At 63.6% G+C, this 24,222-nt stretch carries 20 protein-coding genes; 11 read left to right on the top strand and 9 right to left on the bottom strand.

Annotation, left to right across the window (positions count from 1 at the left end; translation table 11 throughout):
• Positions 1-102: 102 nt before the first annotated feature.
• From pobA to IB261_RS10970, 4 genes are all read left to right on the top strand, one after another.
• Positions 103-1,287: a 4-hydroxybenzoate 3-monooxygenase gene (pobA, locus tag IB261_RS10985; RefSeq protein WP_192383123.1), complete on the top strand. Its 1,185-nt coding sequence runs from the start codon at positions 103-105 to the stop codon at positions 1,285-1,287.
• 422 nt (positions 1,288-1,709) lie between these two features.
• Positions 1,710-1,946, top strand: coding sequence for a hypothetical protein (locus tag IB261_RS10980; RefSeq protein ID WP_192222988.1), 237 nt, complete (start codon positions 1,710-1,712; stop codon positions 1,944-1,946).
• Positions 1,947-2,210: 264 nt separating this feature from the next.
• Positions 2,211-4,118 carry a di-heme-cytochrome C peroxidase gene (locus IB261_RS10975; protein WP_192222987.1) on the top strand — a complete coding sequence of 636 codons (1,908 nt, stop codon included), beginning with the start codon at positions 2,211-2,213 and terminating at the stop codon, positions 4,116-4,118.
• Between the two features lie 200 nt (positions 4,119-4,318).
• Positions 4,319-5,476: a catalase family protein gene (locus tag IB261_RS10970; protein WP_192383125.1), complete on the top strand. Its 1,158-nt coding sequence runs from the start codon at positions 4,319-4,321 to the stop codon at positions 5,474-5,476.
• Between the two features lie 63 nt (positions 5,477-5,539).
• On the opposite strand, the gene IB261_RS10965 is transcribed toward IB261_RS10970, so the two are convergent.
• Positions 5,540-7,339 carry an ATP-dependent nuclease gene (locus IB261_RS10965; RefSeq protein ID WP_192383127.1) on the bottom strand — a complete coding sequence of 600 codons (1,800 nt, stop codon included), beginning with the start codon at positions 7,337-7,339 and terminating at the stop codon, positions 5,540-5,542.
• Positions 7,340-7,763: 424 nt separating this feature from the next.
• On the opposite strand from IB261_RS10965, the gene IB261_RS10960 reads away from it, so the two are divergent.
• Positions 7,764-8,270, top strand: a complete 507-nt coding sequence (locus IB261_RS10960; RefSeq protein WP_192383128.1) for a BRO family protein — start codon at positions 7,764-7,766, stop codon at positions 8,268-8,270.
• A gap of 84 nt (positions 8,271-8,354) precedes the next feature.
• Here the strand turns inward: IB261_RS10960 and IB261_RS10955 are convergent, their stop codons facing one another.
• From IB261_RS10955 to IB261_RS10945, 3 genes are all read right to left on the bottom strand, one after another.
• Positions 8,355-8,762: a type II toxin-antitoxin system VapC family toxin gene (locus IB261_RS10955; protein WP_151186592.1), complete on the bottom strand. Its 408-nt coding sequence runs from the start codon at positions 8,760-8,762 to the stop codon at positions 8,355-8,357.
• Positions 8,759-9,010 carry a type II toxin-antitoxin system Phd/YefM family antitoxin gene (locus IB261_RS10950; protein ID WP_081516574.1) on the bottom strand — a complete coding sequence of 84 codons (252 nt, stop codon included), beginning with the start codon at positions 9,008-9,010 and terminating at the stop codon, positions 8,759-8,761. Before IB261_RS10950 ends, IB261_RS10955 begins: the two co-directional genes overlap by 4 nt.
• Positions 9,011-9,165: 155 nt before the next feature.
• Positions 9,166-9,723, bottom strand: a complete 558-nt coding sequence (locus IB261_RS10945) for a hypothetical protein (RefSeq protein WP_192383130.1) — start codon at positions 9,721-9,723, stop codon at positions 9,166-9,168.
• A gap of 290 nt (positions 9,724-10,013) precedes the next feature.
• On the opposite strand from IB261_RS10945, the gene IB261_RS10940 reads away from it, so the two are divergent.
• A complete protein-coding gene (locus IB261_RS10940; protein WP_192383132.1) occupies positions 10,014-11,252 on the top strand; it encodes a tetratricopeptide repeat protein in 1,239 nt (412 codons plus the stop codon).
• 163 nt (positions 11,253-11,415) lie between these two features.
• Here IB261_RS10940 and ppk2 read toward each other — a convergent pair whose 3' ends face one another.
• Positions 11,416-12,333, bottom strand: coding sequence for a polyphosphate kinase 2 (gene ppk2 / locus IB261_RS10935; RefSeq protein ID WP_081516572.1), 918 nt, complete (start codon positions 12,331-12,333; stop codon positions 11,416-11,418).
• A 343-nt stretch (positions 12,334-12,676) separates the two neighbouring features.
• Here ppk2 and IB261_RS10930 point away from each other — a divergent pair, with 343 nt between their 5' ends.
• Positions 12,677-14,119, top strand: coding sequence for an FAD-binding oxidoreductase (locus tag IB261_RS10930; protein ID WP_225606130.1), 1,443 nt, complete (start codon positions 12,677-12,679; stop codon positions 14,117-14,119).
• Positions 14,120-14,222: 103 nt separating this feature from the next.
• Here IB261_RS10930 and IB261_RS10925 read toward each other — a convergent pair whose 3' ends face one another.
• The 4 genes from IB261_RS10925 to IB261_RS10910 form a co-directional block, all read right to left on the bottom strand.
• Positions 14,223-14,675: a PaaI family thioesterase gene (locus IB261_RS10925; protein ID WP_138216286.1), complete on the bottom strand. Its 453-nt coding sequence runs from the start codon at positions 14,673-14,675 to the stop codon at positions 14,223-14,225.
• A gap of 145 nt (positions 14,676-14,820) precedes the next feature.
• Positions 14,821-15,213, bottom strand: a complete 393-nt coding sequence (locus IB261_RS10920) for a hypothetical protein (protein ID WP_081516570.1) — start codon at positions 15,211-15,213, stop codon at positions 14,821-14,823.
• Positions 15,214-15,551: 338 nt separating this feature from the next.
• Positions 15,552-15,707, bottom strand: coding sequence for a hypothetical protein (locus IB261_RS10915; protein WP_167523163.1), 156 nt, complete (start codon positions 15,705-15,707; stop codon positions 15,552-15,554).
• Positions 15,708-15,918: 211 nt separating this feature from the next.
• Positions 15,919-17,040, bottom strand: coding sequence for a M14 family metallopeptidase (locus IB261_RS10910; RefSeq protein ID WP_081516569.1), 1,122 nt, complete (start codon positions 17,038-17,040; stop codon positions 15,919-15,921).
• A gap of 221 nt (positions 17,041-17,261) precedes the next feature.
• Between IB261_RS10910 and lpdA the strand changes: the two genes are divergently transcribed.
• The 4 genes from lpdA (at position 17,262) to IB261_RS10890 (ending at position 24,165) form a co-directional block, all read left to right on the top strand.
• Positions 17,262-18,662: a dihydrolipoyl dehydrogenase gene (lpdA, locus tag IB261_RS10905; protein ID WP_192383133.1), complete on the top strand. Its 1,401-nt coding sequence runs from the start codon at positions 17,262-17,264 to the stop codon at positions 18,660-18,662.
• Positions 18,663-18,906: 244 nt separating this feature from the next.
• Positions 18,907-19,176: a DUF1652 domain-containing protein gene (locus tag IB261_RS10900; RefSeq protein WP_081516567.1), complete on the top strand. Its 270-nt coding sequence runs from the start codon at positions 18,907-18,909 to the stop codon at positions 19,174-19,176.
• A 307-nt stretch (positions 19,177-19,483) separates the two neighbouring features.
• Positions 19,484-23,167 (top strand): PAS domain S-box protein, encoded by a 3,684-nt coding sequence (locus IB261_RS10895; protein ID WP_192383135.1) that lies wholly within the window; start codon positions 19,484-19,486, stop codon positions 23,165-23,167.
• Positions 23,164-24,165, top strand: coding sequence for a response regulator (locus tag IB261_RS10890; protein ID WP_081516565.1), 1,002 nt, complete (start codon positions 23,164-23,166; stop codon positions 24,163-24,165). The genes IB261_RS10895 and IB261_RS10890 overlap by 4 nt, the downstream gene beginning before the upstream one ends.
• The last annotated feature ends 57 nt before the right edge of the window (positions 24,166-24,222 follow it).

Raw genomic sequence — 24,222 nt, 5'->3', positions numbered from 1 at the left:
TGAAAAATCCAAGAAGACTGTTGGAAATTACCTTCAAAGGCCGATCTCATCCACAAAAAATGCAGGAGACAAAAACAACAGCGCTCTCCAAGGAGCCACCCCATGAAGACTCAAGTCGCCATCATCGGTGCCGGTCCTGCCGGCCTCCTGCTTGGCCAGCTGCTGCACAAGGCTGGCATCGACACCGTGATCCTCGAACGCCAGACGCCTGACTACGTGCTCGGCCGCATCCGCGCCGGCGTACTGGAACAAGGCACCGCCGACCTGCTGCGCGACGCCGGCGCCAGCGCCCGGATGGACGCCGAAGGCCTGCTCCACGACGGCTTCGAACTGGTCCTCAATGGCCGCCGCGAGCGCATCGACCTCAAGGCCCTCACCGGCGGCAAGCAGGTGATGGTCTACGGCCAGACCGAAGTCACCCGCGACCTGATGCAGGCCCGCGCAGCCAGCGGCGCGATGAGCGTGTATGAAGCGGCCGACGTGGCGCTGCATGACGTAACCAGCGAAAAGCCCTACGTCACTTTCACTCACCAGGGCGAACACGTGCGCCTGGACTGCGACTACATCGCCGGCTGCGACGGCTTCCACGGCGTGGCCCGGCGCAGCATTCCCGCCGAGCGCCTGAGCGTCTTCGAGCGCGTCTACCCGTTCGGCTGGCTCGGCCTGCTCAGCGACACCCCGCCGGTCAACCACGAACTCATCTACGCCAGCAGCGAGCGCGGCTTCAGCCTGTGCAGCCAGCGCAGCGCCACCCGCAGCCGCTACTACCTGCAAGTGGGGCTGGAAGAGAAGGTGGAAGACTGGTCCGACGAACGCTTCTGGGAAGAACTCAAGCGCCGCATTCCCGAGGACGCCGCACGCCAGCTGGTCACCGGCCCGTCGCTGGAAAAGAGCATCGCCCCGCTGCGCAGCTTCGTGGTGGAGCCGCTGCAATACGGCCGGCTGTTCCTCGTCGGCGACGCCGGCCACATCGTCCCGCCCACCGGCGCCAAAGGCCTGAACCTCGCCGCCAGCGACGTCGACGCGCTGCACCGCATCCTCGTGAAGGTCTATGGCGAGGGCCGCATCGACCTGCTGGAACAGTATTCGCCCATCGCCCTGCGGCGCATCTGGAAGGCCGAACGCTTCTCCTGGTGGATGACCTCGATGCTGCACCAGTTCCCCGACAGCGACGCCTTCACCCGGCGCATGCTGGAGACCGAACTGGACTACTTCCTCGGCTCCGAAGCTGGCCGCACGACCATCGCGGAAAACTACGTCGGCCTGCCGTTCGAGAAAGTGGACTGACGGCATTTCTCCAGCCCCGTAGGGCGCATAACGCGCCAGCGTTATCCGCCATTCAAGAGCCGGCGGATAACCTGTTCCAGGTTATTCGCCCTACGATTCTGTAGGAGCGAGCTTGCTCGCTCCTACAAGCAGCCCGCTACTATCCTTACCCTCCAGCCACACCGCTCGCCGCGACACCGCCGGAGGCCGTCATCGACCCGGACGAAGCGAACTTCCTCAGCTACCTGCTTGCCGAAAGCGGCGACGGTGACGCGCGCGCCTTTGCCACGCTGTACCGCAGCACAGCCTCGCGCCTCTACCCACTGGCGCTGAAGCTGAAGACCGATCAGACAGAAGCGGAAGCCCTGCTGGTCGACACCTTCCTCCACGTCTGGACAGACGCCGATCGCTATCACCCCACGCGCATCGCCGCGCTGGACTGGATGATCGCCCTGCTCTACCAGCTCGCCGACCACCCTTCCCCACCAGCCAGCGACGAACCCTGGCCAGAACTGCCACCACCGGACGAACTCTGGCCCGCCATCCACGCGCGCATTCCCGATGACGAGGCCGACAGCCCCGGCCTGCGCTGGCCGCTGATCATCGCCAGCGTGGTCGGTGTGCTGATCGGCGCGGCGATCTGCCTGAGCCTGCTGCTGGAGCTGCGCCCCGCGTCCTAGGCATTCACCTGAAGGGCGATGGGTATCGCTTCGCTCCACACCATCCTACGACGTGCCACCTGCCCACCTTGGAGCTTCCGCAGGATGGGTGGAGCGCAGCGATTACCCATGCTGTCGCTCTTCGAACAAAGCCAGAAACACGCCGCTCCAGCCCCGTAACCCGCCATAAAAACCCTGAATTCCGTACGGCATCACCTTGCCAAGCCGCCGCGTACTTGGCATAAACGTCCGATTCTTTTTCGCACACATAACAAGGAAGTTTCGATGCGCATTATCGGCCGCGTCCTACTTGCAGTCCTGCTGCTGCTTTTGCTCATCGGGGGCGTCATCGCCTGGTACACCGCGCATCCCAATCTCCCCGAGTATTCCAGGCCGGAGAAGATGATCCACCTCGACCAGTGGAGCCCGGCAGACCGCGAAACCTACTACTACACGCCCCAGGGCACCCAGGTGAAAGGCCTGCGCTACGACTGGTTCACCCACCTCGAGCAGCCCTTCTCCAGGGACAAGTTCGCCAGCCCCGAAAACCTCGCGCGCTTCGGCTTCCTCATCGAGCCCGAACAGATCGGCCGCGACGCCGACGACACCCTGGCGGCCACCTCCAGGAACCCCGGCAACCTGCCGGTCGGCTTCGCCCGCCACCAGGACGGCGAGTCCGGCGCCTGGTACCTCGACATCACCTGCTCCGCCTGCCACACCGGCGAGCTGCGCTACAAAGGCACCGCTGTGCGCATCGACGGCGGCGCCGCCATGCACTCCATCGCCTCCACCGTGCCTACCCTGCGCGGCGGCGCGTTCGGCCAGGCGCTGGGCGCCAGCCTTGCCTCCACCTACTACGTGCCGTGGAAGTTCGACCGCTTCGCCAAGGGCGTACTCGGCGACCGCTATCCCAAGGGCAAGGCCGCACTCAAGCGCGACGTGCGCAACGTGCTTGGCACCCTGGTCTCCACCGCCTGGAACGACACCCACCGCGGCCTCTACCCAACCCTGGAAGGCCCCGGCCGCGCCGACGCCTTCGGCCGCATCGCCAACAGCGTTTTCGGCGACGGCATCGATGCCTCCAACTACCGCGTCGCCAACGCCCCGGTGAACTACCCGCAGGTGTGGGACATCTGGAAGTTCGACTGGGTGCAGTGGAACGGCTCGGCCATGCAGCCCATGGCACGCAACATCGGCGAAGCCCTCGGCGTCGGCGCCACCCTGCGCATGTTCGAGAGCGACGGCAAACCGGTGATGGGCGATGAGCGCTACGCCTCCAGCGTGCGCCTGCGCGACCTCTACACCCTGGAAGAGACCCTCAAACAGCTCAAGCCGCCGGCCTGGCCGAAGGACGTCTTCGGCGAGATCGACCTGAAGAAGGCCTCCCAGGGCCGCGCCCTGTTCCAGGCCAACTGCGTCTACTGCCACGGCCCGCACGTCAAGGAGCCGGGCGCCAAGGACTACATCGCCCCGGCCCGCGTGCCCGAGTGGCGCATGAAGATGGTCCCCACCAGCGAGATCGGCACCGACCCGACCACCGCCGACAACATCGCCGACCACACCTTCGACGTGCGCCCGCTGAAGCTCAAGCTCGATGAGCTGCAGAACATGAACGTGGTCCTCGTGCCCAAATCCGACGCGCCGCTGGACCTGTCGAAGATCTCCGCCGCCAAGGGCCTGGCCTACGTCACCGCCTTCGTCGAGCAGCGCGCCTACCGCGACGCCCACATCAGCCCGCTGCAGCAGCAGGAAATGAACGGCTACGGCCTGCCCATCGGCGTCCGCGAACTGCGCGCCTACAAGGCCCGCCCGCTGGATGGCATCTGGGCCACCCCACCCTTCCTGCACAACGGCTCGGTGCCCAACCTGTTCCAGATGCTCTCCCCGGTGGCCGAGCGCGACAGCCAGTTCTGGGTCGGCAGCTTCGAGTACGACCCGAAATACGCCGGCTACCGCACCGAGCGCTTCCCCGGCGGCTTCCTCTACAAGACCAGCGTCACCGGCAACAGCAACGGCGGCCACGAATTCCGCGACGGCTGCCGCAAGGACGGCGCCATCGGCCGCGCCCTGTCGCCGGAAGAACGCTGGGCACTGGTGGAATACCTGAAGGTGCTGGGCAACCCCGACTACGAAAGCAAGCTCGACCCGAACGTCCCCACCCCGCCGTGGACGCCGGGGCCGAAGTGCGAGTGAGCCAGGCAGGGGAATACGCCACCACTCGGACCAGTTCCCTCTCCCTTCAGGGAGAGGGCTAGGGAGAGGGAAACGCCCAGCGCCATTCCCCTCCCGCAACACCGATCCGCCAAGCAGTCCCCTCTCCCCAGAGAGAGGGTCAGGGAGAGGGAAGCTCCTGGGGTCCCCTCCATAAAAAGAACACGAAAGGACCCCGTGCCATGCGCTCCCTGCTCACCCGAATCTGGCTCTTCCTCGGCAAATGGCTCGGCCGTCTGCTGCTCGCCGTCGCCGCCATCGGCCTGCTCGGCTGGGGCATCGGCAGCCTCTACTACGCGTGGAAATTCTCCGGCCCCGTCTCCGCCCAGGAAGAAATCCCGCCGGGCGAAGCCCAGCTCACCCAGGCCATCATCGAAGACGCCGTGCGCATCGTCGAACAGCACCGCGACAACACCCGCGTCCTGCGCGACGCCCACGCCAAGGCCCACGGCTGCGTGAAGGCCGAAGTCACGGTCGCCAGCGACCTCGCCCCCGGCCTGCGCCAGGGCGTGTTCGCCGAACCGGGGCACAAATGGGAGGCCATGGTCCGCTTCTCCAACGGCAACGCCTACCCGCAGTTCGACAGCGCCCGCGACGCCCGCGGCATGGCCATCAAGCTGCTCGACGTGCCCGGCGCCAAGTTGATGCCCGGCAAGGGCCACGACACCGAGCAGGACTTCGTCATGTTCAACCACCCGGTGTTCTTCGTCCGCGACGTCGCCGAGTACCGGCAGAACTTCGCCGCGCAAGCCAGCGGCCAGAAGGTCGCCGCGTTCTTCCCCAGCTGGAAGCCCAGCACCTGGGAAGTCCGCCACCTGGTCATCGCCCTGCAGACCCTCGCCCCCGCCCCGGACAGCCCCCTTCAGGCCGGCTACAACGGCATCGCCCCCTACAAGCTCGGCGAAGCCAACAACATCAAATACCGCGTCATCCCGCTGAGCGAAGGCTGCCCGGCCTACCAGCTACCCAAGCTCAACGAGAAGCTGCCCAACTTCCTGCGCACTGCGATGTACCAGCAACTCTCGGTCGACCGCGTCCCCGCCTGCTTCGCCCTGCAAGTGCAGAAACAGGACCCGAGCAAGTACATGCCCATCGAAGACGTCAGCGTCGAATGGAGCGAAAAGGACTCCCCCTTCCAGACCGTCGCCACCGTCAGCATCCCGCCCCAGGACTTCGACAGCCGCGAACAGAACCTCGCCTGCGACAACCTCTCCTACAACCCCTGGCACGCCCTCCCCGAACACCGCCCGATTGGCGGCATCAACCGGCTAAGGAAGGCGGTTTATGAAGCGGTGAGTGTTTATCGGCATCAGAGGAATGGGAGCAGTGACTCTCAATAAATAAAAGGCCTTCGAATTAATCGAAGGCCATTTTTAAATCGAACAATTCAAATATGAAAACCACTAGTCCGGCTCATAATCCTTTACAGCAGCAGCCAACTGATCTTCTGCCTTCCAACTGAGAACACCAGCCGGACACTTATCAACCTTTCCCACCAAGTACTCTAGCAAACTCGAAACTCTTTCACGCACCTCGGCATCACCTCGCAATTTCTCCCATGCGCCATAGGGCTTTTCTCCATCAGCAGGCTCACCAAACATTGCCATTTCGAAATTCGGTATAGAAGCGGCCAGCCTTGCCGTGCCAGGGACTGCATTAACGACGTCAAGAATCTTAGAATTGGCTGCCCATGCAGAATTTTTCCTTAACCCCTTCTTCCCCCTGACAGTGGTTGTATCAGCATCATGAAGAACGGCATAGGGGCTGCCAAATTGGTTCAAAATCTTGCACAATGCAACAATAGTATATTTACCTCTTGCTCGCACAACATGAACCCCTCCGAAAGTTTCCTTATTCGACTGAATTACTTCTTTAAAAGCAGTATATTCCGTATCACCTTCAACCACGACGGTGCTTCCACCGAAGAAGAATTCCGCCACGTATGGATCATAAATATTGAGAAGCTTCAACTCCTCGCGATCATCTTCGCTTAACCGTGCGCGCTCGGGCCTAAATATAGTTGTCCCAGAAACCTCACCCTTGGCCGTTCGCTCCACTCTAACTATCGAAGTATTATCTCGAGAGAGATCAATGAACACTGGAGAGTGCGTTGTAACAACAACCTGCCACTTTCCAGATTTCGGGAGAGAATAAAGCACATTACAAGCATCTCTAATAGCGCTTGGGTGCAAGCACATCTCGGGCTCATCAAGCAATAGGACATGCGGCCGTTCTACAGCATCGGCTTTTGCGGGTTTTGCCCTATTATGTTCAGCGAGGATTCTAAGCGCTGTCCAAAGCAATGTTCTTCGCGCACCGCTGCCTTGTCGCTCAAGCGTCGTCTGGTGGCCATCAGCCGGGCCCATACGTAGAACAGGCGCAGCCTTGAAAAGACTGATTGCCTTATCAAGGTCGTCCTCTGGCCTTGCATCTAGACTGACGCTGTACCCTGGAAAAACTTCTGCAATTGACGTATTCAGACTAGCCTTAACTTCATCAATCGCCCCAACTGCATCGATAGCCAAACTTCTCTGAAGCTGAGCTACTGATTCTAGAAGTTTTTCGTATGGCCCTTTCTCCTCCCCTTCCCCCGCCCGTCTCTGGCTAATGTCCTTAACTTTTTCTTTAATGGCCTCTTGCAACAGCCCAACGACCTCAGCAGCTTGCTCTTCCGGATCATGAAAAGCATCTATACGATGAGGCTCTGGGCGATTTACTTGCGCTACGGAGCTCACCCCCCAAGGGCCATGATTCTCATCCCACGCACCATCAATAACGTTGAAGCCTCTCTTCTCCGGCTTCCCAATATCACGCCAAACCCAGCGCTCTTTGACGTGCCTATCACCATTCTCTTTAACTTCAACCCACTTTTCAGCAGGTGGGTTACTACCTTCGTAAAGTACAGTTTCGAGCTCTATTGTTGGGAAAAGCCCCGCATCATCACTCGGAACTTTCCCTCCAGGAAAGTCTTCAACTGAAAGCTCATTGAGCTTTCCAGACTGCATAACCACCTCATAAGCCCGGAGTATCGAGCTCTTCCCCGCATTATTCGGCCCAACCAGCACCACAATATCGTCCAGCTCTATGGTTACTGGAACATTTCCTATAGCGCGGAAATTCCTAATTATAAGCTTATGAAGTCGCGCCCTCGGAGCGATCTCGTCGACAACATCCCCAGCCTTCTTTGCACTTTGCTTTGCCATTCCCTTGTTCCTTGTGCTAGTTAGAACATCCTAAATACTCCAGCAAAAATAAAAATTCAATAAATGCAGCAAGAAATAATTTTCAACAACATAAGTATATAATTTTTAATGCTTTTCTAAAAAACACTCCCTGCTCGCCGTACGCTCTTGACCACGCTATCCGAAAATCTTTAATCTCCACCGGCCCCGTGAAACCGACGGGGCCGGGATTAGCAGCCCGAAAACTCCAAAGACTCGGTAATGCCATGGCATTTCCCGACGACTGTGTTCGTCCGGAGATCGCCTTTTATGGCGGCCGCACTGGGAGGCTTTCGGGCCTGCCGATGTCTTTGGAGATCGGTACTGCTAACCCTTTGCGGCTCGCCTCCATTACCGATTAGCAGCGGCTGGTGGCGATTTTTGGACACTCCAAAGGACTACCACCATGGACGATTTACCCTTACCCACCCCACTCCCCTTCCTCCGCAATCGCCGCACCCTGCGCGCCCTGCTGATCGACGATCAGGTCTGGTTCATCCTCTCCGACTTCTGCCGCGTGACGGGCTACCCGCACGAAGACCGCCTGGCCATGCGCATGGCCGACGACCAGATTCGCCAGGAGCGGCTGCTGACCGAGGACGGCCTTGAACTCGATTACGTGCTGCTGAGCGAATCCGCCGTGTACCAGGCGCTGGTGACGTTCAACGTGCCGGACTATGGCGCGCTGCGGCGCTGGATCAGCGGCACGGTGGTGCCGCAGGTGCGCAGCCAGTTCAACGCCGCCGGCCCGCGCCATGTGCAGCTGCAATTCGAACGGCACTGCCTGCGGGTGCTGGATTGGCAGGATGATCTGTGGGTGCGCTTCGGCGATCTGCCGCGCGTGCTCGGCGGGCGCTCGCCGATTGCCGGGCGCGGCGGCTGGCGGGGTTGGGCGAAGCGGTTGCGGACGTAGGGTGTCGTCTGACCGAGGCTGCGAAGCTCCCTGTAGGAGCGCGCCATGCGCGTGATCGCGGGCATGGCCCGCTCCTACAGGTACTTACCGGCTTTTCAGATAGAGAACGGCAGAGCCGTAACGCTCCAGCTTGGCGTCCGCCGTCACTAGTTGCAGCCCCTCGACCTGTGCCTGGGCAACCAGCATGCGATCGTGCGGGTCCTTGTGGTCCTCATGCAGCGGCAGCGCGCGCAGTGCAACAGCATGAGCGCCGACGAAGGGCAGTTCGCGCAGACCACCCTCAAGGGACGCTCGGCGCAGATCATCGGGCTCCACGCCCAGCGACTTTTTCGCAAGGCTGGCCTTGATGGCGACTTCCGCCAGGCTGATGGCGCTGAAATGCACAGGCTGGCCATTGTCCAGCGCACTCTCGATCATCTGGCGGGCTTTGGGAGTCAGCCGTGGGTCATCCGTGGCGGCCCAGATCAGGATGTGGGTATCCAGCAATATCAATCGGATGGCTCCTCGAGATAAAGCTGGGCAATTTCGTCATCCAGAGCATCGAACTCGTCGGACAGACGTCCTTTCAGGCTACCGATGAAGGGTTTGCGCTGCCCCTCTCCATAGGTCAGCGATACCAGCTTGGCGACGGGCTTGCCTGCCTTGCCAATGATCACCACCTCCCCTTTCGCCGCCTGATCGACAAGCTTGGACAGGTTGGATTTTGCGTCATGGATGTTGTGGACGTCAGGTGCTTGCATGGCTGCGCCCCTCCGGGGGCAGGTTGGCGACGTGTCCAGCTTAGCTAAGGTATTAGCTAAAATACATCGGCTTCCGCCGAATCACCTGCAGGAGCGCGCCATGCGCGCGATCGCGGGCATGGCCCGCTTCTACAGGGTTAGCCTAGAGGGTCCCGTCAGAGCTTCCCGCCCAGTTTGAGGAGGGTCGTTATCAGCCCGCCGATGGTCATGAAGGACGCGAGCAGCGTGCCGAGGATCAGCGGGACGACACCGATCGGCGAGACGTAGGGCGTCACTTCCAGCAGGAAGCCAGGGCGGATGTGCTGCGGGGTCAGGCAGGTGATCCGGTAGTCGCCGGGGTCGCTGCAGTGGAATTCGCCCAGGGGATTGCTGGAGTTGCCGCCCATGTCGCTGCGGCGCACGGTGAAGACGTTGAAGCGGCTGTACGCCTCGTAGGGCACGGGATTGCCACTGGCGCTGGCGGTGATGGCGAAATCGGCGTTGAAGTGCGCGGTACCGGTGACGACGGTGAAGGGCGGGAAGACGATGTTGACCACGTAGCGCCCCGGTTGCGGCAGCGCCACTACTTCCGCGCGGGCGGGGTCGGCCCAGCGGTAGCAGATGTCAGGGGCGATCACCCGGCGCAGCCCGCCGATGCAGCGGATCAGCAGGTAGCCACCGAGCAGCATCACCAGCGGTGCGCCCCACAGGAGCATCGACAAGTCTGACTTCATTCCACCAACCCTTGGTTAACCATCATGCTGTCCCTTTGCGACGCGGCGGACAGACCGTCTACATCAGATCACAGGCCAGTGCTTCAGCTCTTGGCAGGAACGCACCAGTCATGCATCAGCCGCCGAAGTTGGCCACGAGAGACTTCGTAATTATCGCCGCTACGTGCAGGAATTTTCCGATAGAGCTCATTCCCTCGGCTCCCTAGCCTTGCGCTCCATGTCATCGACGCGCGCAAGCTGCTCATCCCGTGCAGCACTTTCCGCCGTCGTCGTGCCCTGGAGAATCCTGCATGTCTGCCGCCGAGAAGAAGTTGAACAAGCTGGCCGCCACTTTTCGGGCGGCGCTGGCCAAGGGGAATTACCGACTGGGCCGCGATACGGCGCGCGAGGCGCTGAAGATCGCGCCGACCCATCCCACGCTGCTGGCGGATTATGCCCTGTGCCTGATGCGGACCCAAGACTACGAACAGGCCTACAAGACCTACCTGAAACTGCTGAACAAACTGGGCGAGGAGAATATGCCGGGCACGGCGCTGGACGGGCTGACCGAGGCCTGCGGCTGGCTGAAACGAGAGGACCTGGTGCGCCGCTACGGCAACCTGTCGCTGAGCGTGGCGGACCGCAAGTACAGCCAGTTCCCCGCCCACCCGCTGCCCGAGGCGCCGCCACCGGCTTTCGACGGGAGCAACCCCGAGCACAACCTGATCGTCTTTTCGCTGTTCGGCGCCCGCCCGCGCTATTGCGAGAGCGCGCTGAAGAACGTGGAGGCCGCGCACGAGCTGTTCCCGCAATGGCGCTGCCGCTTCTACGTGGATGACTCGGTGCCGCAGGCAGTGCTGACCCGATTGAAGGAGTCTGGCGCGCAGGTCGTGCTGGTTGACGAAGCGACTCGCAGCGCCATCCCCGCGACCATGTGGCGCTTCCTGGTGATGGAGGACCGCGAGGTCTCGCGCTTCCAGGTGCGCGACGCCGACTCGCTGCTCTCCGAGCGCGACCGCGCGGCGGTGGAGGCCTGGCTGCAGAGCGGCTGCTGGTACCACCACATGCGCGATTACTTCAGCCACACCGAATTGCTGCTGGCGGGCATGTGGGCCGGTTGCCACAACCCGAACCTGCCGGGCATCCGCGAGTTGATCGCCCAGTACCTGAAGGAAGAGAAAGCGCACCAGCGCTTTGCCGACCAGTACTTCCTGCGCCGCAGCCTGTGGCCGACCATCCGCCAGAGCCTGTTGAGCCATGACGATCTGTTCGGCTTCCTTGAGGCGCAGCCCTTCCCGCCGCATGAGCCGGTGCGCTGGCGGACGGAGTCGTTCCATGTGGGCTGCAATGCCAGCTACCAGGGCATCAAGGTGCAGAGCAAGCTGAAGGACGGTGAGTTGCAGCCCTGGGGGTTGTTCGATACCGAGGGCACGCTGCTGTGTCGTTACGAATCGCCGGTGGCCAGGGGGCACTGGGAGGAATGGATGCCCTACTTCCTCTGCGAAGCCATTGCGGATGGCAGTTGCTCGGTGCGCAGTCTGGCCAAGTAAGGGGATCGCTTCGGGAGCGGGTCCGTTCCTGCTACGCAGCCGGGGCAACCGTAGGATGGGTGGAGCCTGGGTGATACCCGTGCTGTTGGTGCGCCGGACAGCATGGGTATCGCTGCGCTCCCCGCCATCCTGCAAAAGCCGCCCGAAGTCAGCCGGTGCAGCGTCAGTAGACTTCCGGCACCTGCAGTTCCTGCGGCGTGGGATGCCGGCGATAGCCTTCGTGGCGCTGCCGCTCGGGCAGGTCGACGGCGGGCTGTTGTACTTCCTGGTAGGGAATCTGGCTCAACAGGTGGCTGATGCAGTTCAGCCGAGCGCGCTTCTTGTCGTCGGCCTGGACGATCCACCAGGGCGCTTCGGGGATGTGGGTGCGTTCGAGCATCACTTCCTTGGCCTTGGTGTAGGACTCCCAGCGACGGCGCGATTCCAGGTCCATCGGGCTGAGCTTCCACTGCTTGAGCGGGTCGTGGATGCGGCTGAGGAAGCGGTAGTGCTGTTCCTCGTCGGAGATCGAGAACCAGTACTTGAGCACCTGCACGCCGGAGCGCACGAGCATGCGCTCGAACTCGGGCACGCTGCGGAAGAATTCCTCGTACTGGGCGTCGGTACAGAAGCCCATTACCCGCTCGACGCCGGCGCGGTTGTACCAGCTGCGGTCGAACAGGACGATCTCCCCCGCCGCTGGCAGGTGCGAGACGTAGCGCTGGAAGTACCACTGGGTGCGTTCGCGATCGTTCGGCGCGGGCAGCGCGGCGACCCGGCACACGCGCGGGTTCAGGCGCTGGGTGATGCGCTTGATCACCCCGCCCTTGCCGGCGGCGTCGCGACCTTCGAAGAGGATGACCACCTTGTGGCCGGTCTTCACCACCCAGTTCTGCAGCTTGACCAGCTCGGCCTGCAGGCTGAACAGGGTGTGGAAGTAACGCTGGCGCGCCAGGCGTTCCTCGTGGGTCTGCAGGCTGCCTTCGCGCAGCCCTTCGAAGTCGTAGAGTTCGTCGAACAGTTCGAGTTCGAGCTCTTCGTCGCGGTCATCCAGCAGGTCGCGCTGGACGCGTCGTGGGAAGTTCTTGTCATCGAGCAGCATGGTGGGTTGCCTTGTGCCGTCACTGGCTCAGTCACATCGAGTGACACTTTCATGACAGAAAAATGTAATCACGCTTTATGACGAATTCATTACAGCCAGCGAAAGATATTTCTTACAAAGCCCGTGCTAGAGCGTTCTTCGATAGGACACCCAATGGATTAAGAAGGTCTTCATGATAGCCATCTCTGCGCTAAGCGGTTTTGCGGATTTATTGAGCCCGCCTCGCATAAGACGATGAACAGTGTGAACCTGCGGTTTTATACTCCCCTCGATTCCAGGCATTCGCCAGTTCCCAGAGGCCAGTTGCCGGACCGTGCTGCCTTGCCTGAGCAGAGACAAACAGATGAATGGAAGCACCCCCAGCGGATTTACAAAACGGAGATTTCTCCAGGCCGGTATGACCGTGATAGCGGTTGGTGCACTGGCACCCTGGCCCTCATGGGCGAGGGAACCGCGCGTCCTTATCAACGATGTGACGCGGCTCAATCCGGTGTGGGTCAAGCAGGTTCTCGTACCCACTAGCACCGCCGAAATCTGCCAGGCGCTGGCCACCAGTGATGATCCCGTGAGCATCGGCGGTGGCTGCTACAGCATGGGCGGGCAGATCGCGGCGCAGGACAGCCTGCATCTGGATATGCGCCAGCTCAACCAGGTGGTCAGTTTCGCCCCCGAACGACGTGCCATCCGCGTGCAGAGTGGCATCCGCTGGCGCGATCTGCAGACGGTCATCGACCCGTACGACCTCTCCGTCAAGATCATGCAGAGCTACGCCGACTTCACCGTGGGTGGGGCATTGTCGGTCAATGCTCACGGGCGATACGTCGGCGCAGGCCCACTGATCAATTCGGTGCGCAGCCTCCAACTGGTGCTGGCCAATGGTTCGGTAGTCGAAGCCTCCCGCCAGGAGAATGCGGACCTGTTCCACGGCGCCATTGGTGGATACGGTGCACTGGGGGTCATTACCGAGGTCGAGTTGGACCTGGTGCCCAATGTCGTCATGGAGCGCCACGTGGAGCACATGCCGTTAGCTGCTTATCTCGCATTCTTCAACGAGCAGGTCCGAGGCAGTGCGAAAGCGATCCTGCACAATGCCGATCTTGCCCCACCCCACTTCGACCAAGCCGTTTGCGTGACCTGGCGAGAGACGAACAAGAAGCTGACGGTCAACGATCGACTGGTCCCAGCGCAGGCATCCTACAAACTGGAGCGGGCAGCGATGTGGAGCATCACCAGGCTGCCGGGTGGCCCCCTGATTCGCCAGGCCCTGATCGATCCCCTGCGATACAGGGGTGCTGCAGTGGTCCACCGAAACTACGAGGCGAGCCTGGATGTTACCTCCCTCGGGCCTATTGCCACTCAACACGACACCTATGCGCTGCAGGAATATTTTGTGCCGATCGCTCAGTTCGGCCCATTCGCCATGCGGATGGCGGAGATCCTCCAGGCGCACAAGGCGAATGTCATCAACGTTTCCGTTCGCCATGCGCCGCGTGAAACGGAATCGTACCTGTGCTGGGCGCGTGAGGAGGTCTTTTCATTCGTGCTCTTTTACTGGCAACGAACAGCCCCGGAGGCCTGCCTGGAAGTCGGACGGTGGACACGCGAGCTTATCGACTGCGCCTTGGCACTGGGCGGCACCTACTACCTCCCCTATCAACTTCACGCCACACGCGAACAATTCTCGGCAGCTTATCCCGGTGCGCGACGTCTGCGCGATCTCAAGGCCAAGGTGGACCCAGGCAATCGCCTGCGCAATAAGTTGCTGGAGCACTATTTCCCCGTGTAGCAGCCGGATGAACCGGTTGGTCGAAACCAACTCGCCGAGCAGTCAAAGGTGCAGTCGGACGGACGGCTTCCAATCCGATAGCTTTCGACTCGCTGGCCGGGCGTCAGGCGTCAGCCAGCGGGCGTGGCTTATTGACGTACTTGAAGGTGCCGGAAGCGGTCGCGACGACCACGCCCTGGCTGTTGCGCAGTTCGCCCTCGCAGAAGGCGATGGAGCGGGTGTGGTGCTGCACCTTGCCGTGGGCTTCGAGTACTTCGCCGACTTCGCCGCCGGGGCGCAGGAAGCTGGTCTTCATCTCCACGGTCACCACGCCGCGATAGGCTTCGTCGGCATCGCTGGCACTCAGGGCCATGGCGACATCGAGCAGGGTCATGATCAGGCCGCCATGGGCGTTGGCCCAGCCATTCACATGCTGCGGTTCGACGCGTATGACCAGGCGGCCCGGCCCGTTTCCATCTTCCGCCGGGGCATGGCGGAACTGCAGGAAGTCGAGCATGGGAATGGCGATGCCACGGTGGGCGGTGTAGAGCTTGAGCTGGTCGATATCGAGGGGCATGGGGCTTCCTGGTGCACGAGTGAGGCCAGGCGATGTTCCCCGCTCAGGCCAGCGGATCGCAAGCCCGAAGTGGCTTCATGCACGACAGGAATGCCCGGCGATTGCAGCGCTCGGGCGAACAATCGGCGCCCCTCGCCCCGGGTGGTCAGCGCGAGCGGCGGGTGCCGTTCTTCTTTTCGCTCTGGCGCTCGACGGCCTGGACAAAGAGTTCCTCTACCAGCAGTGACTGGATTGGCGTGCGGGTCTCCAGCGACAGGCTCATGGCCTCCAGCTTCTGGTTCACCCCCAGGCGGGCGATGCCGCACAGCAGGATGCGCTGGGCGCCGAAGATATTTCCCTTGTCGACCAGCACTTCCCGGGGCTTTTCGCCGTCCAGGTAGCTGATCTTGAGGGCGATGGCGGTGTCATCGCGCACGGCCAGGTTGAGCCAGGTGGCGACGTTGAACTCGACCACCCAGCCCAGGCCTGTCTTCTTGGCCACGGCTTCACGGACCAGATGAGCGGGAACCGGACCCAGGGGGGTGCTGTGGTTTTCCATGGGGCTACTTCTGACTGCTGCGGGTAGAGCGAAATGCGCTAACGGTATCCCCGATTTTATGTGAAGCAGTTCAAGTTTTCAGTCTGAATTTTGTAAGACAACTGCTATCAGGTATGCGTGACATTACAGAAGCGGGCCGCTCTGGAATGCCGCTCTGCTGCCGGAATGAGCTGAAGGAAGGGCGCGCGGCAGTGTCGGGATACCGAATACTGTCCGACGAAGTGAATGAGTGGGGTCAAGCGTCACGCAAGGCCGGTCCGGCGCGATGCCGAATCGACCCTGCCGTGTCTCCTTGGCTGGCGCAAGCGCCAGTGAGGCCGGGCCTGGGGCCCGCTTGCTCAGGCCGCGCCAGCGAAAGTGCGGGGCCTGTGTTCGCCCGAGCGGTTCTTGCGCACTTCCCGGCGCTCTCTGAAGTCCAGTTCTTCCAGGGCGTCCATGCGTTCCTGCAGGTCTTCGATGACCTGCGGGGTCAACAGCTTGCGATGTCGAGTCATACGCACCTCCTGCGTGCTGATGCCTCATTAATTGGACTAGCACGCGGGTACGAAGATTCAACAGCCAGGCGGGGTGGATTGACCAAACGGTCAGGCGGGCGAGGTGTAGGCATTGTGCAGAAAAGCGTCGCGGGCATGGCCCGCTCCTACACGGAATGCCGGTGCAGGAGCGGTCCATGCCCGCGATCAGCGCCTGAAGGCGCTCAATCGATCAACGCAATTCGTCGATCAGGCTCGCCACCGTCACCAGCACCGCCCCCGCCAGCGCCTTCGAACGCGCGCCGCTCCACCCGGTGCGGGCATTGGGCGACAGGTTGTGGTCCTTGAACGGCATCTCCAGGGTCAGCGACAGGCAGTCGTAGGTGCGGCCGACGTGGTTGCAGGCCAGGGTCAGGTTGGCCTGGCCGGGGGCGTCCTTCGGGTAGCCGTGCACGCTCTGGAATTCGCCGTTGGCTTCCAGGCGCTCGCGGAACAGGCTTTCCAGGCGATCCAGGCGCGGCGTGAACTCCGGGTTGCCCTCGCAGCCGGCGGCGAACACGAAGGGGATTTCCTCGTCGCCGTGCACGTCGAGGAACAGGTCCACGCCGTATTTGGCCATCTGCTGCTGGACAAACAGCACTTCCGGGCTTTCCTCGGCGCTGGGCGCGGCCCAGGCGCGGTTGAGGTCCTTGCCGGCAGCGTTGGTGCGCAGGTGGCCGTGGAAGGCGCCGTCCGGGTTCATGTTCGGCACCAGGTAGAAGTCGGCGCGCTCCAGCAGGCGCTGGATGTCAGCGTCGCCGGATTGCAGGCGGTCGATCAGGCCTTCCATGAACCACTCGGCCATGTGCTCGCCGGGGTGCTGCTGGGCGATCAGCCAGATCTTGCGCGCACCCGCCGCGCCCTTGCCGATGCGCAGCAGGGGCAGCTCGCGGCCTTCGAGGCTATGGCCAGTGGCGAGCAGTTCGGCGCCACTGGCCTGGGCGCGTTTCACCAGTTCGGCGTGGCGTTCGCGGCTGTAGGGCTCGAAGTAGGCGAACCAGGCCTGGGGCTGCTCGGCATCGAGGCTGAAGTGCAGGCCATTGGAGTCGTAGGTACTCGGCACGCGGAACCACTCGCGCTGATCGAACGACGCCACGGCGTTGTAGCCCGGCCAGCCGCCGATGTAGCTGGAGCCGGGGGTGTTGGTCAGGCTGAACTGGTACTGCTGGCCGGGTTCGAGGCCTTCGGCCTTGAAGTGGAACCACTGGAAGTGCGGGCTTTTGCTGTCCGGGCGCAGCGCCAGGCGCACGTGGCGCGGATCGCTGTCGTCAATGACCTGGATGTTGCCGCTGTCGAAATCGCAGTCGATCTTCATGAATTCTCCGTAGGCGCACGAACCTGAGGCGCCAAAGCCCTGCATTTTCGCCCTCCCCGCCGCGCCTGTCATGTAGCGGCGACTTGCCCGCACAAATATATTATGCATGCAATATAAATAAGGTGACGGATTGAAGCGGCCCTGCGCTGGTGATCCAGCGACCACCGGCTAACCTCGATTGACCCTTTCCACTGACTCTTTCCAAGCATGGAGAACACGGCATGAGCGCATACGATGTGATCGTCATTGGCGGCGGCCCCGGTGGCTACAACGCTGCGATTCGCGCGGGCCAGCTGGGCCTGAAAGTCGCCTGCGTGGAGGGTCGCGAAACCCTCGGCGGCACCTGCCTGAACGTCGGCTGCATGCCGTCCAAGGCGCTGCTGCATGCATCCGAGCTGTATGAAGCGGCGGCCGGCGGCGAGTTCGCCAACCTTGGCATCCAGGTCAATCCCAAGCTGGACCTGGCGCAGATGATGAAGCAGAAGGCCGAGAGCGTGGCCGCGCTGACCAAGGGCGTGGAATTCCTGTTCCGCAAGAACAAGGTGGACTGGGTGAAGGGCTGGGGCCGCATCGACGGGCCGGGCAAGGTCGAGGTGACCGACGCTGAAGGCAGCAAGACCACGCTGACCGCCAAGGACATCATCATCGCCACCGGCTCGGAGCCCTCCCCGCTGCCGGGCGTCGAGGTCGACAACAAGCGCATCCTCGATTCCACCGGCGCGCTGTCCATCCCCGAGGTGCCCAAGCACCTGGTGGTGATCGGCGCCGGCGTCATCGGCCTGGAGCTGGGCTCGGTGTGGCGCCGCCTGGGCGCGGAAGTCACGGTGATCGAATACCTCGACCGCATCTGCCCCGGCATGGACCTGGAAACCGCCAGGACCTTCCAGCGCGCACTGACCAAGCAGGGCATGAGCTTCAAGCTGGGCTCGAAGGTCACCCAGGCCAAGGTCAGCAGCAAGCAGGTGACCCTGAGCGTGGAGCCGGCCGCCGGCGGCGCGGCGGAGTCGATCCAGGCCGATTACGTCCTGCTCGCCATCGGCCGCCGCCCCTATACCCAGGGCCTCGGGCTGGAGAGCGTGGGGCTTACGACCGACAAGCGCGGCATGCTGGAGAACCACGAGCACCGCAGCAGCGTGCCGGGCATCTGGGTGATCGGCGACGTCACCTCCGGCCCGATGCTCGCGCACAAGGCCGAGGACGAGGCCATCGCCTGCGTCGAACTGATCGCCGGCAAGGCCGGGGAAGTGAACTACGAGGTGATCCCCAGCGTGATCTACACCCACCCGGAAGTCGCCACCGTGGGCAGGACCGAGGAACAGCTCAAGGCCGAGGGCCGCGCCTACAAGGTGGGCAAGTTCCCCTTCACCGCCAACAGCCGGGCGAAGATCAACCACGAGACCGAGGGCTTCGTGAAGGTGCTGGCGGACGAGCGCAGCGACGAGATCCTCGGCGTCCACATGATCGGCCCGAACGTCGGCGACATGATCGCGGAGTACTGCGTGGCGATGGAATTCCGCGGCGCCGCCGAGGACATCGCCCGCACCTGTCACCCGCATCCGACCCGTTCCGAGGCGCTGCGCCAGGCGGCGATGAACGTGGACGGCTGGGCCATGCAGGCCTGACCGCCCGTCGCTTCTGACGAGCGGTAGGTGCGGCGCGATAGCGCACCCACCACAACGCTGCAGGCCACGGCTGACGGGGCCTGCAGCGATTAACTCGGATTAATTTGCGACTACTTTGTGTACAAACGCGACATGGGCTGTGACTTTCTTCGACTCTGAAACCATCAATTGCGTGAACGAACACGAAAGTGGATGAACCGCTTTCGCCACCTTCGCAATGGATTACCGCAGAGAGATCACAACCATGCATGCGACTCTTCGTTTCAACGAGGCTCTGCTGATCACCGGACGAGCCTTCCAACCCTTCAATTGTGTGACCTGGGTTGACCAAGGGGGCGACGGCAGCCTCGACCTGTCCGTCCTCGATCGTACCGGTGCCCGTCTGCTGGGCCTCACCCGCATTCCCAGCTCCGCCTACTCCGACCCGGAGCAGCTCGAAGGCCTGCTGAACCAGGCCCGCGACGAGCTGAACCGCGAAGGCTACCGCCTGCAGGAATGGCACATGCCCGCCTGATCCGCAGACAGGTACCCGCGAAAAAGCCCGGCCTCCGCCGGGCTTTTTCATGGGCGCTGCCAGCCGTCGGCAAGCGCTCAATTTCCCGCCTCTTCCGCCGATAGCGCGTTATCGGTCGCCTCACCGGCTGCATCGTTTCAGCTTCGATTCCGAACCCTGGCTTCCCACTCGTCTGAATCCGTCCTCGTGACGCGGCTTTCGCGGGTGCAGCGACCGACAATGATGGCAATTTGCAGCCATCCTGTGTTTTGCTTCCCCCAGTCTCGTCTTCCACCGGGCCTTCGGCACGCAGTACGGTCTTCGTTCAATGCTCGATCTGCAGCGATATTTCTACAGTGGCGACACCCCTTCGCTGCTGGTTTTCGGCGAGCACAACACGGCGCTGGTGGCGCTCTCCATCCTCATCGCCATCTTCACCTCGGCCATGGCCCTGCAGCTGTCGGGCGTGGCGCGGCTGGCGCGCAGCCCGTTCTACCGCCAGTTGGCCATCGGCACCGGCGCGGTGGCGCTGGGCGGCGGCGTGTGGGCGATGCACTTCATCGGCATGCTGTCCTTCCAGCTTTGCGCGGCGGTGCGCTATGACCCGCTGATCACCCTGCTCTCCGGCCTGCCCAGCCTGTTCGCCTCGTGGATCGCCCTGAACCTGCTGGCCCGGCGCAACGTCAGCCCCCTGCAGCTTATCGGCGGCGGCGTGCTGGTCGGCGCCGGCATCGGCGCCATGCACTACAGCGGCATGGCAGCGATGCAGATGGCTCCGCTGCTGCGCTACAACCCTTGGATGTTCGCCCTGTCGATCCTGGTCGCCGTGGTGCTGGCGGTGATCGCGCTGTGGGTGCGCTTCGGCCTGCGCGGGCGGATGCGGCCGAACCTGACGATTCTGGTCAGCGGCGTGGTGATGGGGCTGGCGATTGCCGGCATGCACTACACCGGGATGGCCGCCGCGCGTTTCGTCGGCCGGGAGGAATTCGGTGTGCCGCAGGGCGTGCAGGGCAGTTTCTACCTGGCGATGGCAGTGTCCATGGCCACCATCAGCCTGAGCATCTGCGTCGCCGCGGTGAACGGCCTGCTGCGCTACCGCCAGCTGTTCCAGGAACTGCAGCGCCGGCGCAAGCACCTGGACTCGCTGCTCGACGCCGCCGTCGAGGCCATCCTCACCATCGACCACAGCGGCGTGATCCGCTCGGTCAACCACGCCGTGCTGCGCCTGTTCGGCTGGCACCCTCACGAGCTGGTCGGCCAGCCGATGCAGGTGCTGATGAACGAGGCCTACGGGCAGCAGTTCCGCATCGCGCTGGAGAACTACAAGCGCAGCGGCGAACGCCAGTTCCACAACTCCGAACTGGAGCTGGAAGGCCTGACCCGTGACGGCCGTGAATTCCCCGCGCGGGTCAGCCTTGGCGTCACCGACCACGACGGCAAGCCCTGGTTCGTGGTGTTCGTTGCCGATATCAGCGAGCGCCGCGTGATGGAGCAGGCCCTGCGTACCAGCGAGGAACAGTACCGCTCGCTGATTCGCAACATGCCCGGCATCGCCTTCCGCGTCCTGCCGGACGACGTCTGGAGCACGCTGTTCGTCAGCGACGCCGTCGAGGCCGTCACCGGCTGGTCGGCACAGGACTTCATCGAACGGCGCATCACCTTCGGCGAGCTGTATCACCCCGATGACCAACCGGCGGTGAACGAAGAAGTCCGTCGCGCCATCGCTGAACGCCGCAGCTATGTCGTCGAATACCGCATGTTCGACCGCAGCGGCGCGGAGCATTGGATCTGGGAAGGCGGCAGCGCCTGCTACGACGAAGCCGGCAAGCCGCAGTGGATCGACGGCGTGCTGCTCGACCAGACCGAAACCAAGTTGCTGAGCAACGAGTACGAAGGCAAGGTCACCGCCATCGGACGCGCCATGGCGCTGATCGAGTTCGACCTCGACGGCCGCGTGCTCGCCGCCAACGAGAACATCCTCGAACTCTTCGGCTACACCGAAGCCGAGGTGCTGGGCCAGCACCACAGCCTGTTCTGCCCGCCGGACGTCGCCGCCAGCGCCCGCTACCAGACGTTCTGGCAGGGGCTGCGCGACGGCGAGTACAGCGCCGGCGAATACCGCCGCCTGGCCAAGGACGGACGCGAGGTGTGGATCCACGCCACCTACAACCCGATCCTCGACTTCGACGGCAAGCCGGTGAAGGTGGTGAAACTGGCCACCGACCTCACCCCGCGCCGCGTCATGGAGCAGGAACTGCGCAGCGCCCGCGACCGCGCCGAACAGGCCGCTGCCGCGCGCAGCAGCTTCCTCGCCAACATGAGCCACGAAATCCGCACGCCGATGAACGCCATCATGGGCTTCACCGAACTGCTGCTGGATTCGCCGCTGGAAGAGAACCAGCGGCGCTACCTGACCACCGTGCAGAACGCCTCGCGCTCGCTGCTGGGCCTGCTCAACGACATCCTCGACACCGCCAAGCTCGACCGTGGCGCCATCGAACTGGAAGCGCTCGACTTCTCCCTGCCGGAGCTGTGCGAGCAGGTCTGCGCGGCGCTGCGACTGTCCGCCGAGCGCAAGGGCCTGAGCCTGCAGATCGACTACGGCCAGCGCGCCGGCGAGTACTTCCAGGGCGACCCGCTGCGCCTGCAGCAGGTGCTGACCAACCTGCTGGGCAACGCGGTGAAGTTCACCGAGCGCGGCGAAGTCCGGCTGCTCATCAGTGGCGAACCGGGCGCGCTGCGCCTGGCCATCCGCGACACCGGCATCGGCATCGCCGCCGACCGCCTGGAACGCATCTTCGACCCCTTCGCCCAGGCCGACGCCTCCATGAGCCGGCGCTTCGGCGGCACCGGGCTGGGCACCACCATCTCGCGCCAGTTGGTGGAGCTGATGGGCGGCCGCATCACCGTGGAAAGTGAAGTGGGCCGCGGCAGCGTGTTCACCGTCGACCTGCCGTTGCCGGCCGGGCGCTGCGTGCAACCGACGGCCCGCAGCCACGCGCCGAGCCTGCCACCGCTACGCATTCTGGTGGCCGACGATGTACCGCAGAACGTCGAGCTGCTGGAGCTGAACCTGCGCCGTCTGGGCCACCAACCGTACAGCGTCGGCGACGGCCAGGCCGCCGTGGATGCGTACAGCGCAGAGGACTTCGACCTGATCCTGATGGATGTGCAGATGCCCGGCATGGATGGCCTGGAAGCCACCCGGCGCATCCGCAGCATCGAACAGGAAAGGGGCATTGAGGCCGTGCCGATCATCGCCCTCACCGCCAGCGTACTCGACCGCGACCGGCAGAACGCCCTGGACGCCGGCATGAACGGCTTCGCCAGCAAGCCGCTGGACCTCGCCGGCCTGCTGGATGAAATGGCCCGCCTGCTCGGCACCGCTCCTGCGGTGCGCAGCGCGCAGACCGCCGACAGCACGCCGCTGGCAACCCTGGACTGGGCCGCCGGCGCGCGCCTGTGGGGCGGCCCGCTGCCCATGGCGCGGGCCATTGTGCGCTTCCTCGACGAGCAGAAAGCCAGCCTGGATACCCTGGAAATCGCCGTGAGCGAAGGTGACCGCGCCGGCATCGCCGCCCTCGCCCACCGCCTGCGCGGTGCCGCTGCCAACCTTGCCCTGCCGCGCCTGGCCAGTGCCATCGGCGCGCTGGAAGGTGCCGCCGAGCATGGCCCGGCTGAGCAGCTGAACTCCACGCTGGAGCGTGTCCGCGTGGAGTTCGCCACGGTCCGCGAGTCGGTGCCACTGGTGCCGGAAGCGGTTACCGAGGCGGTCGGCCAGATCGTCGGCGAGGCCGCCTCGCAGGACCTGCGCGACGCGCTGCAAGCCCTGCAACTGGCCCTCTCCCGTGGCGGTCTCGACGACCAGGCACTGGAACGCCTGCGCCTGGGCACCGCCCAGGGCGAGCACCGCGAGGCCTTCGAGGCCCTGCGCTACGCCATCGACGATTTCGACTTCGACCAGGCCCTGGAATGGGTCCGGACCCTCGGCACCCGCCTGGAGCAAGCATGACCCAGACCGCCCAAGATCATCGGCCCTGCCTGCTGCTGGTGGACGACGAAGCCACCAACCTCCAGGTGCTGCGCCACATCCTGCAGGATGACTACCGCCTGCTGTTCGCCAAGGACGGCGACAAGGCGTTGGAGCTGGCCAACCGCGAGCGCCCCGACCTGGTCCTGCTGGACGTGATGATGCCCGGCATGACCGGCTTCGAGGTCTGCCAGCGGCTCAAGGCCGAGCAGGCCACCTGCGCCATCCCGGTGATCTTCGTCACCGCCCTGGCCGACGTGCCGGACGAGGCCAAGGGCTTCGAGGTGGGCGCGGTGGACTACATCACCAAGCCGGTCAGCCCGCCCATCGTCAAGGCGCGGGTGCGCACGCACCTGTCGCTGGTGAGCGTGGAGGAGCTGCGCGAGACGCGCCTGCAGATCGTCCAGCGCCTGGGCAAGGCCTCGGAGTACAAGGACAACGAGACCGGCCTGCACGTCATCCGCATGAGCCACTACGCCCACCTGCTGGCGCGCGCCGCCGGCTACTCGGAGAAGGCCGCCGACGACCTGCTCAACGCCGCGCCCATGCACGACGTGGGCAAGATCGGCATTCCCGACGCCATCCTGCGCAAACCCGGCCGGCTCGACGAGCACGAATGGCAGGTGATGCGCCAGCACCCGGAGATCGGCGCGCGGATCATCGGCGAACATGACTCCAACCTGCTGCGCCTGGCCCGCAGCATCGCCCTCACCCACCACGAGCGCTGGGACGGCACCGGCTACCCGAAGGGCCTGCGCGGCGAGGAGATTCCCGTCGAGGGGCGCATCGTCGCCATCGCCGACGTGTTCGACGCGCTGACCAGCGTGCGCCCCTACAAGCCGGCCTGGAGCATCGACGAGGCGGTGGAACTGCTGCGCCGGGAGAAAGGCAGCCAGTTCGACCCTGAGCTGGTGGAGCTGTTCCTCGGCTGCCTGCCCGACATCCTCGCGGTGCGCGAGCGCTGGGCCGACGCCGGCTGAACGGCGGACCGCGCAAATCCTGCTTTACTCTCTGACCTTTCCCCTGCCGAGAGTAAG

The organism is Pseudomonas sp. PDM20 (assembly GCF_014852575.3).
In the GTDB taxonomy this organism is placed as follows: domain Bacteria; phylum Pseudomonadota; class Gammaproteobacteria; order Pseudomonadales; family Pseudomonadaceae; genus Pseudomonas.
Note: the sequence above shows the minus strand (reverse complement) of the source record. Positions and strands in the feature narration are given on the sequence as shown.